Origin of the sequence: Bacillus cereus group sp. Bc031 (assembly GCF_027716265.1) — a bacterium.
Classification (GTDB): Bacteria; Bacillota; Bacilli; order Bacillales; family Bacillaceae_G; genus Bacillus_A; species Bacillus_A paranthracis.
The window spans coordinates 15000-28331 of record NZ_JAQFUL010000003.1 but is presented as its reverse complement, the minus strand read 5'-3'; the positions used below and the strand labels follow the sequence as shown (position 1 = coordinate 28331).

Sequence of the window (13332 nt, the reverse complement as noted above, 5' to 3'; positions counted from 1 at the left end):
TAAGGGATACGATGGTACATATGCATATTACAGCATGGGCGTTAGGTTTAATTTTATTCTTCGTTGCGTATTCACTTTATTCAGCAGGAAGAAAAGGGAAAGGTGTACATATGGGGCTTCGTCTTATGTACATTATCATTATTGTGACAGGTTTCATGTTGTACATGGGTATTATGAAGACTGCAACAAGTAACATGCACATGTGGTATGGTTTAAAAATGCTAGCTGGTATTTTAGTTATCGCTGGAATGGAAATGGTTCTTGTGAAAATGAGCAAGAACAAGGCAACGGGGGCATTCTGGGGATTATTTATTATCGCGCTTGTAGCGGTATTTTATCTAGGACTGAAATTACCGATTGGTTGGCAAGTATTCTAATAAAGAAAATAAAACCACCTTATAATCTCAAATGTTTGGGAGATAAGGTGGTTTTTTATTTTATGTTGCATCGATATGCAACTCTTCTCCGTTTACTTTCGTAAAACGAAACATATTTTTATTTGACGTAGCGTGACGAACGAAATGGTGCTGCAGTGTACAAATCATCTCTTCGTTATCAAATAAAAGAATATTTACTCCTTCGCATGCTTCCTCTTTCGATAAAAAGGATAAATAATTATGACAATACATGCAATCATATAAAGAGTAATGAAGTGATTGCAATGCCTCTGTTAATAAGGCGAAGACAGAGTCAGGTAATTCCTCAAGCCATTCTGTATAGCTAAGGAGTAATTTTTTACGAATGCGTATCATTTCCCCATTTTGCAAATGGTGCTGTTCGTTGGCAATTTGTAATATATCTTGTTCATAGAAACGAGCCGGTAGCCAGTTGTTGTTATATAAAATTTCAAATCCATCTTCGGCAATATCTTCTAATAAAAATGCTTCCTCATTTTCATCATCAAAGAATACCCATTCATTGTTTATATATTCTACATTACCGACCGTATGAGCGCGAGGCTGGTTATATAAAATATGGTTACGTTGTATCATACACGATTTCTCCTTTTGAAAAGTAGTTATTCCTGTTATAGACAGTTCGTGCATTCTTTATAACTAGACACATCTACACATAGGTGGGCATACAATAAAACACGTTTTACTGAGTGAAAATGCTATTCCGTATATGGATAGTAGGTTATCGTCAAGTTTTTCATTTTGTAATCCGCACCTCTTAGGGTGGGGATTACTGCACGTTCAAGAAAAGAAATAAGATGGAAGGATGATTTATATGTGCGGGATTACAGGATGGGTGGATTATAAACGCTCATTAGAAGGAGAACGGGATGTCGTTACGAAGATGGCTGAGACGTTAGCGAAGCGTGGCCCAGATGATAATAAAGTTTGGATTAAAGGCAATGTCGCATTTGGGCATAAACGGTTAATCGTTGTTGATCCTGAAGGTGGTAAACAGCCGATGACTTGTTTAAAAGATGAAGCAAATTATGCAATTTGCTATAACGGCGAACTGTATAACACGGAAGACATTCGAAAGGAACTATTAAGAAGAGGATATACGTTCAAAGGTCACTCTGATACGGAAGTATTGTTAGCTTCTTATATCGAATGGAAAGAAGAATGTGTCGATCATTTAAACGGTATATATGCGTTTGCTGTATGGGATGAACAGAAAGAACAAGTGTTTATTGCGCGCGATCGATTAGGGGTAAAACCACTATTTTATAAATATGACAGTGGGCGATTACTATTTGGCTCAGAGTTAAAAGCGATATTGGCGCATCCAGATGTGAAGGCGGAAGTGACGTTAGAAGGATTATCTGAAATATTTGGCCTTGGACCATCTAGAACGCCTGGCCACGGCATTTATGCTGGTATAAAAGAATTACGTCCAGGTCATGCGATGACATTTTCAAAGAACGGTTTATGCATATGGAGATATTGGAATGTAGAAAGTAAAAAGCATGAAGATTCCTTTGAAGAAACAGTAGAAAAAACACGCTTTTTATTACAAGATGCGATTACAAGGCAGCTCGTTTCTGATGTACCATTATGTACTTTTTTATCAGGCGGTGTAGATTCAAGCGCTATAACAGCAATTGCTGCGAAAGAATACGAAAGATCAGGAAAAGGGCAATTACACACATATTCGATTGATTACGAAGATAATGACAAATACTTTAAAGCAAATGCGTTTCAGCCAAATTCAGATGCACCATTTATTCATTTGATGACGGAAACGTTTCAAACAATCCATCATCGCTGCGTCATTTCAAATGAACAATTAGCGCAGTATTTAACAGAAGCAGTACTCGTTCGCGATTTACCTGGTATGGCAGATATTGATTCGTCATTATTATGGTTTTGTCGTGAGATTAAACAAGATTTTGTCGTCGGTCTATCTGGGGAATGTGCAGATGAAATATTTGGTGGTTATCCGTGGTTTTATAGAGAGGATGATTTACAATCGAGTGCATTTCCGTGGATGCGCTCTACAGAAGCGCGTGAACAACTGCTAAAGAAAGAATGGAGAAATAAATTAAACTTACAACAATATGTACAACAGCGCTATGAAGAGTCCATTCAAGAAGTTCCTATTTTAGAGGGAGAAAGCCCAATTGAAGCAAAGAGACGACAATTATTTTATTTAAATATGGTATGGTTTATGACAACATTATTAGACAGAAAAGACCGTATGAGTATGGGTGCAAGCTTAGAAGTACGCGTTCCATTTGCGGATCACCGACTTGTCGAATATGCTTGGAATATTCCTTGGGAAATGAAAATGTATAAAAATCGCGAAAAAGGTCTATTACGTAAAGCGTTAGAAGGATTACTTCCAAATGACATCTTATATAGAAAGAAGAGCCCGTATCCGAAAACACATAATCCGCACTATACGAAAGCAGTAACAGTATGGCTACAAGATTTATTAACAGATAAAGGATCGATTTTACACGAACTATTTGATAAAGAACAGCTGAGCGGATTAATTGAGTCAGGCGGCAGTGCATTCCAAACGCCATGGTATGGTCAATTAATGACTGGGCCACAACTTTTAGCTCATTTAGCACAAATTCACGTTTGGTTTAAAGAATATGGAGTAAATATTAAAGAATAGGAGAAAAGCGACTTACTTTATAAGTAAGTCGCTTTTTATTAAATAAATTGTCATATAAAATTCAAAATTATATTAGAAAAAATACTTATTTAGAATAATTATCTTTACGTACTTATTATTAGTTGTTATAATTGGAAACAAATGTTTTTGAAAAAGATTCTCATTTATAAAATTGAGGTGTTATATAGATGAAAAAGAAAAAAATAGGTTTACTCGTAATGGCGTATGGAACGCCGGATTCATTAGATGAAGTAGAGGCATATTATACACATATTCGTCATGGGCGTAAGCCATCAGAAGAAGCACTCCAAGATTTAATTGGACGCTATAAAGCGATTGGTGGAATTTCACCGCTTGCAAAAATTACGAAAGAGCAAGCGCATAAATTAACAGACTCAATGAATAATATGTTTACAGAGTATGAATTTAATTGTTACTTAGGCTTAAAACATACTGCTCCGTTTATAGAAGATGCAGTAGAAGAGATGAAGCGCGATGGAATTGAGCAAGCAATTAGTATCGTATTAGCGCCGCATTATTCTACCTTTAGCATTAAGGCATATAACGAGCGTGCAATTCGTCTCTCGGAGGAAATAGGTGGTCCTGTTATTGAACCAATTGAACAATGGTATGATGAACCGAAATTTATTTCGTATTGGGCAGATCAAATAAAAGAAACATTTACAAAGATTGAAGATAAAGAGAAAGCAGTTGTAATTTTTTCTGCGCATAGTTTACCAGAGAAAATTATTGCAGCGGGTGATCCTTATGTGAAGCAATTGCAGCATACGGCGGATTTAATCGCAGCAGCTGCAAACATTCAAAATTATACAATAGGTTGGCAAAGTGCCGGAAATACACCTGATCCATGGATTGGACCGGATGTGCAAGATTTAACGAGAGATTTATTTGAAGAGCATAGATATAAATCTTTCATATATTGCCCAGTTGGTTTTGTGGCAGAGCATTTAGAAGTTTTATATGACAACGATTACGAGTGTAAAGTTGTGACGGATGAATTAAATGCTGCGTATTTTAGACCAAATATGCCGAATTCACAATCTACATTTATTGATTGTTTAGCTACAATTGTTTCCAGAAAAATGAAAGAAATAGTTGACAAAGAACTAATTTTGAATAATAATTAATTTATAATAATTTTAAATAAATAATAATTACTATGAAATAAAGAGGAGGATCCCCCTAGATGAATCCAAATAATCGCTTAACAACAAACCAAGGTGCTCCGGTCGGAGATAACCAAAATTCTCGTACAGCTGGTCGCCGTGGACCGGTATTATTAGAAGACTATCATTTAGTAGAAAAATTGGCTCACTTTGATCGTGAACGTATTCCAGAGCGTGTTGTGCACGCACGTGGTGCAGGTGCTCATGGTGTATTCGTTACGAAAAATAGCATGAAGCAATATACGAAAGCAGCATTTTTACAAAATGAAGGAACTGAAACGCCTGTATTTGTTCGTTTTTCAACGGTTATTCATGGTCAAGGTTCTCCTGAAACAGCACGTGATCCACGCGGTTTCGCTGTTAAATTTTATACAGAAGAAGGAAATTACGATATTGTAGGTAACCATTTACCAGTCTTCTTCATTCGTGATGCAATTAAATTCCCTGATATGGTGCATTCTTTAAAACCAGCACCTGATACAAATATTCAAACACCAGATCGTTACTGGGATTTCATGACGTTAAGTCCAGAATCTACACATATGATGACATGGGTATTTTCTGATTACGGTACACCAGCAAGCTATCGTGAAATGGAAGGTTTCGGTGTACATTCATTCAAATGGATTAATGCGGAAGGTAAAATCGTCTACATTAAATATCATTGGAAGCCACAGCAAGGTGTACGTAACTTAAGTGCAAAAGAAGTGCAAGAAGTACAAGGAAAAGACTTCAACCATGCAACTCGTGACTTATTCGATGCAATCGAAAAAGGAAATTACCCGAAATGGGATTTACACGTACAAGTGATGCAACTAGATGAAATGGATTCTTTAGACTTTGATCCACTGGACCCAACGAAAGTATGGCCAGAAGATCGTTTCCCATTAATGGAAGTAGGGACAATGACGTTAAATCGTAACCCGAAAAACTTCTTCGCGGAAGTAGAACAAGTAGCGTTCTCTCCAAGTGCAACTGTAAATGGTATTGAACCATCTGAAGATAAATTATTACAAGGTCGTTTATTCTCTTATCCAGATACACAGCGTTACCGCCTTGGTGCAAACTACTTACAAATTCCTGTAAACTGCCCATACGCAGCTGTTCATAATCAACAACGTGATGGTGCGATGCAAATCAATCAAAACCCATCTACAATTAACTATGAACCGAGCCGTCATGCTGAAAATCCAGTTGAAGACCCAGCTTACCGCGATTCAACTATGAAAGTAGAAGGCTATGTATCTCGTGAGAAAATTGACAAACCAAATGATTTCAAACAAGCGGGTGAACGTTACCGTTCATTCTCTAAAGAAGAGCAAGACAACTTAATTGCAAACTTAACAAATGACTTAAAAGACGTAAATGAACGTACGAAATTATTAGCTATTTGTAACTTCTTCCGTGCAGATCAACAGTACGGTATGCGTTTAGCGCAAGCATTAAACGTTGATATTACGCAATATGTAGGAAATGCTCCGAAATAAATTGGAAAAGACGACTGTTATGAAACGGTCGTCTTTTTTGTTTATGTAAAGTTACACGCGGGTATTCTTCAGTTTCGTTATGTCGGAATTTGTTGGTAAATCGATATATCGTGTCGAAACGTCGATATATTGAAATAATCGCTGATATATTTGAAAAATCGTCGATATATCCGAAGAATCGCTGATATATTTACAGGAATACTAGCTGGGGTATGCAATGCCGATAAATGCAAAAAAGAGATGCAATCTACTATCAATAGATTGCATCTCTTTTTTAGTTCACTCGCTCAGTATATTCATAAGCTTTCTCTCCATGCATTGAAATATCAAGTCCCATATGTTCCTCGTGCTCATCTACCCGGACAGGGAGGAAGAAGTTAATTGCTTTAATAATGGCGTACGTCATTATAATTGTGAATGCATATGTTGCGCCGATTGCTACAAGTTGTTTCAACAGCAGCGCGGCGTTCCCGTAAAATAATCCGTTAGCGCCATCACTGTTTATGGTGGTAGTTGCAAATAGCCCTGTCGCAATGCCGCCCCAAGTTCCGCCGATGCCGTGACATCCAAATGCATCGAGTGTATCGTCGTATCCGAATTTTGTTTTTAAGAAAAAGACCGCTCCGAAGCATAATACGCCGCCAATTGCTCCGATAAGAAGAGCTGAGAAAGGTGTAACGAACCCGCAAGCTGGTGTAATAGCGACTAGACCGGAAACAACGCCGCAAGCAGCTCCCATCGCAGTCGGTTTTGATTGGAAGAACCATTCTGAAAGCATCCAAGTTAATGCAGAGGCAGCGGCGGCTATATTTGTATTAATAAATGCAGTTAAAGCTACGTCGTTTAAAGATAATGCGCTTCCGACGTTAAAACCGAACCAGCCGAACCATAGCAGCCCAGCGCCTAACATCGTAAATGGTAAATGATGAGGAGACGAACCGTTTATGTTTTTGCGTTTTCCAAGGAAAATAGCTAATACGAGGCCAGCCACGCCAGATGTAATATGAACGACATTACCGCCAGCGAAGTCTAATGCGCCAAGTTCTCTTAGCCATCCACCAACGCCCCATACCCAATGAGCGACAGGATTGTAAACGATTGTTGTCCATAGAAGGATGAAAATAAGGAAAGCTGAAAATCGCATTCTTTCGGCAAATGCTCCTGAAATTAGAGCGGGGGTTAGAATAGCAAACATGAGTTGAAACATCATAAATAAATTGTGAGGAATAGTAGATGAGTAGTCTGGATTTGGTGCGTAGCTAACTCCGTTTAAACCGAACCAATCGAATGTGCCGATAAGTCCGTGCCAATCTGGTCCGAATGATAAAGAATAACCAATTACAATCCATTGAATCGAAACGATAGCCATTGCGCTATAACTATGCATTGTTGTACTGAGTACGTTTTTACTGCGAACCATACCTCCATAAAAAAGTGCTAATCCTGGTGTCATTAACATGACCATTACTGTCGCTACAAACATAAAAACTGTATCTCCTGTATTCATTCTCTCTCCTCCTATAATGTTAGAAAAAATAACATCAATTTGTTATGTTTCATATCATATTCGAAATAAAAAGAAAAATCAACTAAAAATTAAGAAAATTTTATGTGTAATGTTAGAAAACCTAACATGTATTAATTTGATAAGAATGAAATCAACGTATGCGATTCGTTTGGATAATTGGTATAATATTCTTACAATTAAAATACATGGGGGATGCGTGTGGGGAAAATACATACTAGGAAACTATTCATTTGTTTTTGTTTAGCTGTCGTTTTGTTTGTACCAATACATACATTTGCAGACGAAAAAAGAGAGTGGCGAGACGAAGTTATATATTCCATTATGATTGATCGTTTTAATAATGGGGAACCGAAAAATGACAAACAGTTAGAAGTTGGCAATTTAGAAGGATATCAGGGCGGAGATATAAGAGGTATTATAAAAAGAATGGATTACATAAAAAAAATGGGATTTACTACTGTTATGCTTTCGCCGCTTTTTGAAAGTGTAAAATACGATGGGTTAGACGTGCGCAATTTTCAGAAGGTAAATGAACATTTCGGAACAGAAAATGATGTGAAAGAACTTGTGCAAGAAGCTCATGCAAAAGGAATGAAAGTTGTATTTCAATTTCCGCTTGGAGAAAACGAACAACAAGTAATCGACTCGATGAAATGGTGGATCAAAGAAGTTGATTTAGATGCAAGTTATGTAATACATAGTGAAAAAAAATCGCCTGCTTTTTGGGATGATGTGCAAAAAGATATGCAAGTGATAAAGAAAGATTTTCGAGTTATGACAAAAGAAGATAGTGAATACAACGAAAAAATAGTAGATGCGTTTTCCAAAGCGGACGTATCGGTGAAACCTTTATATGATGTAAGTAAAAAAGACGGAGCAGCCGCTACATTTTTAGATAATCAAGATACAAAAAGATTTGCTCGTATTGCAAAAGAGAATATGAATTATCCACCATCTCGTTTGAAACTAGCTCTTACATATTTATTAACAACACCAGGTATTCCGAATTTTTATTACGGAACTGAAATTGCATTGGATGGAGGAGGTACGCCAGATAATAGACGATTAATGGACTTCAAATCAGATGAAAAGTTTATGCAACATATAACGAAACTCGGTGAGCTTAGACAAGCGAGGCCATCTTTACGCCGCGGTACGTTTGAGCTTCTATACGATAAAGATGGAATGAGTGTACTAAAGAGAAAGTATAAAGATGAAGTGACAGTAGTAGCGATTAATAATACGAAAGAAACACAAAAAGTTGCTTTACCTGCAAGTGCGATTGGTGAAAAACAAGAGCTAAGGGGATTGTTAGAAGATGAAATTATAAGAGAAGAAAACGGAAAATTTTATCTCGTTTTAAAGCGTGAAGAATCAAATGTGTATAAAGTTAACGGGGAAACAGGTGTGAATTGGCTATTTATTTCTTTAATCGTCGGTGTGAACGTATTGTTTATTACTTTTTTAATTGTGGTTAAAAAGAAGCGGAAATAAGGGGATATTCTCTTTTGTGTTCAATTAAAAGTGCGTGATGAGGTGAGATGTTTAAGTCTTCTTATCGTATTCGTAATTCTGTATTTTGGGGATAATAGTGACGATGGGGAATTTGTTCGGTGGGACAGGCTAAGGAGAAAACTTTCTCCCTAGTCTGTTTTTCTTTGAAGTAAGACTCTCACCTCGAAATGCAACCGAGCAAAGAAGTAAAAAAATCGATAGAAGAAACAATAATTGAAAATATACTAATTTTACATTACATTAAAGGGTGAAAAGTATTTTGTTACTCATTGAGGGCTATATTTGAGGAGGAAAAATGGAATTTTACGATTTGGGTATTACCATTAAAGAACTTAGAATGAAAAAAATATATCACAATCCGAATTATGTCATGGAATATGTTCACAAAGTCAAATTAGCAAGATTGAAAAAGGTGTGATTTATCCATCTAGCATATTGTTATATCAATTATCAGAAAGGCTTGGTATTGATCCAAATAATATATTTGCACTAACCCAAAACAAAAAATTAAAATATATAGAAAATGTAAAATGTGTAATGAAAGACTGCATAAGACAACATCAATATAAAGAGCTTTATGAAATAGTAACAAAAGAAAAAAACTTAAATAATTTTCGAATGAAAGAAGATAAACAATTTCTAATATGGCATGAAGCAATTGCTATATATCGTGTGAATAACTCAATAAAAACAGCTTTAACTCTTTTGAATAATGCATTAAAAATAACTGTAACGAATATTGATTTTTTAACAGAGAGAGAAATAGATATTATGCAGACAATGGCTATATTTCATGCAGAAAATAAAGAATATAAAGAGAGCATTAATATATTAAAAAGATGTTTAAGTAATTTTGATAAGTTAGATTTTCCTAGAGATAAAGAAATTAAATTAAAAATCATTTATAATTTAGCAAAATGTTTAAATTACACATATCAATACGAAGAAGCAAAAAAATACATTGATAAGGGTATCAAATTAGCTATTAATCTAAATACTTTATACTTATTGGGTGAACTATACTATGAAAAAGGTTCGAATTTACTAAAGCTTGAACAATCTAATAAAGAAGAAGTTGCTGATAACATGAAAACAGCTTTATTTATATTTGAATTAACAAAAAACGAAAAAAATTACAAATAATTAAAGAAGAATATTTCAAAAAACATAATTGCTAAATAACTACTTATAGTACAATAAAACCCACAGGAAAAGTTCCTGTAGGTTTTACACTTATAAACCTCTTAATATTTTTTATAAACTTGATTCTAAAATATTATTACTTAATATGAATTTTTTAATGAAAGTTTACTTAACGTACTTTCTATTTTGAAATTTGCATTCTTATTAACACTTTATACTTCTCTTCCTTCCATATTAAAATTAAGATGGTTCAAGTAAGAGGAATGCAACTTAAAGTGTTTTTTTATGAGCTTTATCATCAACTATTTAGTGTTTCTTTAAATTAGTACATAACGTAGTTTTTTTGTACCAAGCTTTGTGAATGCAATTAGATTTATCCTTTAGTGTAGTTATATTATTAGAACATCCTGTAATATTTAGAGAGAGTATAGCCAATAAAAAACATAATATTAACTTCTTCAAATAACCACTTCTAACTCTTTTATAATTAACTTTTTTCATGGAATAAGATTCCTTATTAATTTTACATTACATTGAAGGGTGGAAAATATTCTTATACTCATAAATTGTTACGCTTGAGTAGGAGAGGGATTTTGGTTTGGGATTCAATTGATAAAGAAAGTGCTTTAAGTTGAAGGGAAATGTTCTAAGGTGTCTTTTCCTTATTTTTAAAAGGACATGCTCAATTCCATGTATAAAAAAATTCTACAATGAGACCTAGTACCTAGTCTAACGACGCGGTCACCTGTAAGATATTCGCATGAATAAACACTGTTCGCTCAGCAATTTTCACTGCAAATACCTTCTTGGCCTCGTCATATTGTTTCTACCCGCTAAAAAGAAAAACATCCTCTACATAGAGGATGTTTTTCTTTTTAGCGGTAGTTAATAAATTGTACGTCAATTGGTAAATCAGCGCTACGAACTGCTGCGATAACTGCTTGTAAGTCATCACGGCTTTTCGCTGTAACACGTACTTGATCATCTTGTACTTGTGTTTTTACTTTTAATTTCATTTCTTTAATGATGTTGTTAATTTTTTTCGCGTTATCTTTATCGATACCTTGTTGAAGTGTTGCACGTTGGCGAACAGTGTTACCAGCTGCCGCTTCAACTTTTCCGTAATCTAAGTTCTTAATTGGAACGTTACGTTTTACGAGTTTAGAAATAAGAACGTCTTTTACTTGCTCTAATTTGAACTCGTCGTCAGAAGTTAAAACAAGTACTTCTTTTTCAAGTTTAATATCACTTTTACTTCCTTTAAAGTCATATCGGTTTTGGATTTCTTTTAATGCAGTGTTAATTGCGTTTGTTACTTCAGGTAATTCTACTTTCGAAACGATGTCAAAAGAACTATCTTTTGCCATAGTTAGCACCTCCAAATAAATTTCTACTCTTTTTATGTACTGTACATACTAAAGTATAGCTGAAAACGAGCTTAGACTTAAGTGTTTTCATACTTATAATGATGTAACCTCATTTTATTATAGTGAATTTTGGGCAGTTGGACAAATAAAGAGAAAATCGTGTTATAATTAACTTTTGTTTGGAATGATAAAAATATAAAAAGTTAAAAAGTTCATTTTATATATATAGAAGGGAATTAAAAAAATATGTATTTACAAATAGGATCGATTAAACAGGTAACTGTTTTACGCGAAACGGAAATTGGATATATGGTTGGAAATGAAGAAGAAGAAATTTTCCTACATAAAAATGAAGTAGCTGGAGAAATTGAAGAAGGCGATACGATTGATGTATTCTTATACCTTGACCACCAAAATCGTATTTCGGCAACAATGAAGGAGCCAATTATTACAACATATGATTGGAACTGGGTAAAGGTTGTAGAAGTTATTCCTAGTTTAGGTGTGTTTGTTGATATTGGTGTATCAAAAGATATACTAATTCCAGCTGATGAATTCCCAATTTATATGCCAGTATGGCCTGAAGTTGGAGATGAATTATATTGTACGTTAAAATTAACGAATCGTGATCGTTTAATTGCTCTTCCGGCAAGAGATAGTGATATGCAAGAAATCGTTGTAGATGCGACACCATCTATGCGTAATAAAAACGTAAACGGACGTGTGTATCGTTCACTTCAAGTTGGTTCGTTCGTATTAACAGATGAGCATTTCCGTGCATTTTTACATCATACAGAAAGAAAAGAACAAGTTCGCATCGGTCAACGTGTAACGGGACGAATTATTGATGTAAAAGATGACGGTACAATTAACATTTCACTTCTTCCTCGTAAAGAAGAAGGAATGGAAGATGATGCTGCAGTGATTTATGCATATATGGAAGAACGAGGCGGAGCAATACCGTTTTGGGATAAGAGTTATCCAGAAGACATTAAAGAACGTTTCAATATGAGTAAAGCTGCATTTAAGCGTGCACTTGGTAAGTTGATGAAAGAAGAAAAGGTTTACCAAGAAGAAGGTTGGACGTACTTTAAGAAATAAAGGAAATAAAAAGCACCACCTTATATTTTACCTATAAGGTGGTGCTTTTTTAATTCCCTTGCTCATGTACAAGAGTAAACGTATCTTTCAACTCACTATCATTTATTTTAATATTTGCTTTTTTCAATTCGTCTTGCAATAGTTTTTTACCGAATATAGGGTCAGAGATACGTTCTTCTTCTAAGTTTTTGCGAATAGAGTCTTTCACTTCATCATAGGGTTTTAATTCTTTTTTATCAGTTAATTTAATAATATGATAACCGTTTGGTGATGTAACGGGATTGCTAATTTGTCCGACCTTTAGTCTATAGGCAGCAGTTTCAAATTCAGGTGCCATTCTACCTGAATTGAAATATCCGAGGTCTCCGCCTTTTTCTTTTGATAGTAGGTCTTGCGATTCTTGTTTTGCTAGTTCTTCAAATGAAGCACCAGCATCTAATTTTTTCTTTATTTCTTTCGCTTCATTTTCGTCACTTACTAAAATATGGCTTGCTTTAATTTCTGGTTTATAGTGGTCTTTCACGTCTTTCTCTGTAATACTTTTCTTAATCGCTTTATTCATAGCAAGTTTGAACTTAATTTGATTTTTGAAATCAGCTTCATCTTTTAAACCATTGTTTTTCAATACGTTTTTAAATTGGTCTCCGTATTGATTTTTTGCTTTTTGTAATTCTTTATCTACATCATCGTCAGATACTTTATATTTTTTCGTGATAACGTCTTGCGCCATCATTTCGTACAGCATGTCTTTTCCGTAACGATCTTTCAACTGTTTTTCGAAGTCGCTCTTCGTAATGGTTGAGTCTGTTGCTGTAGCGACTGTATCTGAGTCGTTTTTTTGTCCACAAGCAGATAGCATTAATATACTTAGTAGTGCAGTAATAATGAAAATGTGTTTTCCTCTCATGCTAACACCTCATCCGAAT

The 13332-nt window shown here is 34.9% G+C and carries 10 protein-coding genes and 1 pseudogene; 7 read left to right on the top strand and 4 right to left on the bottom strand.

Annotated elements, in window-relative coordinates:
• Positions 1–11: 11 nt before the first annotated feature.
• Positions 12–377, top strand: a complete 366-nt coding sequence (locus tag PDQ33_RS02175; RefSeq protein WP_000233491.1) for a YisL family protein — start codon at positions 12–14, stop codon at positions 375–377.
• 60 nt (positions 378–437) lie between these two features.
• Here the strand turns inward: PDQ33_RS02175 and PDQ33_RS02170 are convergent, their stop codons facing one another.
• On the bottom strand, positions 438–992 hold the full coding sequence (locus PDQ33_RS02170; protein ID WP_061131532.1) for a DUF2777 domain-containing protein: 555 nt from the start codon (positions 990–992) through the stop codon (positions 438–440).
• A 238-nt stretch (positions 993–1230) separates the two neighbouring features.
• Here PDQ33_RS02170 and asnB point away from each other — a divergent pair, with 238 nt between their 5' ends.
• From asnB to katB, 3 genes are all read left to right on the top strand, one after another.
• On the top strand, positions 1231–3078 hold the full coding sequence (gene asnB / locus PDQ33_RS02165; protein WP_061131533.1) for an asparagine synthase (glutamine-hydrolyzing): 1848 nt from the start codon (positions 1231–1233) through the stop codon (positions 3076–3078).
• Positions 3079–3266: 188 nt separating this feature from the next.
• Complete coding sequence (hemH, locus tag PDQ33_RS02160; protein ID WP_061131534.1) at positions 3267–4226, top strand: ferrochelatase; 960 nt, start codon at positions 3267–3269, stop codon at positions 4224–4226.
• Positions 4227–4285: 59 nt separating this feature from the next.
• Positions 4286–5752, top strand: a complete 1467-nt coding sequence (katB, locus tag PDQ33_RS02155) for a catalase KatB (protein ID WP_061131535.1) — start codon at positions 4286–4288, stop codon at positions 5750–5752.
• A gap of 274 nt (positions 5753–6026) precedes the next feature.
• Here katB and PDQ33_RS02150 read toward each other — a convergent pair whose 3' ends face one another.
• On the bottom strand, positions 6027–7259 hold the full coding sequence (locus tag PDQ33_RS02150) for an ammonium transporter (RefSeq protein ID WP_061131536.1): 1233 nt from the start codon (positions 7257–7259) through the stop codon (positions 6027–6029).
• Between the two features lie 213 nt (positions 7260–7472).
• On the opposite strand from PDQ33_RS02150, the gene PDQ33_RS02145 reads away from it, so the two are divergent.
• The gene (locus PDQ33_RS02145; protein WP_270754579.1) at positions 7473–8774 is read left to right on the top strand and encodes an alpha-amylase family glycosyl hydrolase; all 1302 of its coding nucleotides are present in this window, start codon (positions 7473–7475) and stop codon (positions 8772–8774) included.
• Positions 8775–9090: 316 nt separating this feature from the next.
• Positions 9091–9973 (top strand): annotated as a pseudogene (locus PDQ33_RS02140) (helix-turn-helix domain-containing protein).
• Between the two features lie 840 nt (positions 9974–10813).
• Here PDQ33_RS02140 and PDQ33_RS02135 read toward each other — a convergent pair.
• Positions 10814–11305 (bottom strand): YajQ family cyclic di-GMP-binding protein, encoded by a 492-nt coding sequence (locus tag PDQ33_RS02135; protein ID WP_001040153.1) that lies wholly within the window; start codon positions 11303–11305, stop codon positions 10814–10816.
• A 246-nt stretch (positions 11306–11551) separates the two neighbouring features.
• On the opposite strand from PDQ33_RS02135, the gene PDQ33_RS02130 reads away from it, so the two are divergent.
• Complete coding sequence (locus tag PDQ33_RS02130) at positions 11552–12406, top strand: CvfB family protein (protein WP_270754578.1); 855 nt, start codon at positions 11552–11554, stop codon at positions 12404–12406.
• A gap of 49 nt (positions 12407–12455) precedes the next feature.
• On the opposite strand, the gene prsA is transcribed toward PDQ33_RS02130, so the two are convergent.
• On the bottom strand, positions 12456–13313 hold the full coding sequence (gene prsA, locus PDQ33_RS02125) for a peptidylprolyl isomerase PrsA (protein ID WP_270392835.1): 858 nt from the start codon (positions 13311–13313) through the stop codon (positions 12456–12458).
• Positions 13314–13332: the final 19 nt, after the last annotated feature.

Bases quoted from the DNA above. Each gene is read 5' to 3' on its own strand.
- PDQ33_RS02175 (WP_000233491.1), top strand. From the start codon at position 12: ATGGTACATATGCATATTACAGCATGGGCGTTAGGTTTAATTTTATTC.
- PDQ33_RS02170 (WP_061131532.1), bottom strand. From the start codon at position 992: ATGATACAACGTAACCATATTTTATATAACCAGCCTCGCGCTCATACG.
- asnB (WP_061131533.1), top strand. From the start codon at position 1,231: ATGTGCGGGATTACAGGATGGGTGGATTATAAACGCTCATTAGAAGGA.
- hemH (WP_061131534.1), top strand. From the start codon at position 3,267: ATGAAAAAGAAAAAAATAGGTTTACTCGTAATGGCGTATGGAACGCCG.
- katB (WP_061131535.1), top strand. From the start codon at position 4,286: ATGAATCCAAATAATCGCTTAACAACAAACCAAGGTGCTCCGGTCGGA.
- PDQ33_RS02150 (WP_061131536.1), bottom strand. From the start codon at position 7,259: ATGAATACAGGAGATACAGTTTTTATGTTTGTAGCGACAGTAATGGTC.
- PDQ33_RS02145 (WP_270754579.1), top strand. From the start codon at position 7,473: ATGCGTGTGGGGAAAATACATACTAGGAAACTATTCATTTGTTTTTGT.
- PDQ33_RS02135 (WP_001040153.1), bottom strand. From the start codon at position 11,305: ATGGCAAAAGATAGTTCTTTTGACATCGTTTCGAAAGTAGAATTACCT.
- PDQ33_RS02130 (WP_270754578.1), top strand. From the start codon at position 11,552: ATGTATTTACAAATAGGATCGATTAAACAGGTAACTGTTTTACGCGAA.
- prsA (WP_270392835.1), bottom strand. From the start codon at position 13,313: ATGAGAGGAAAACACATTTTCATTATTACTGCACTACTAAGTATATTA.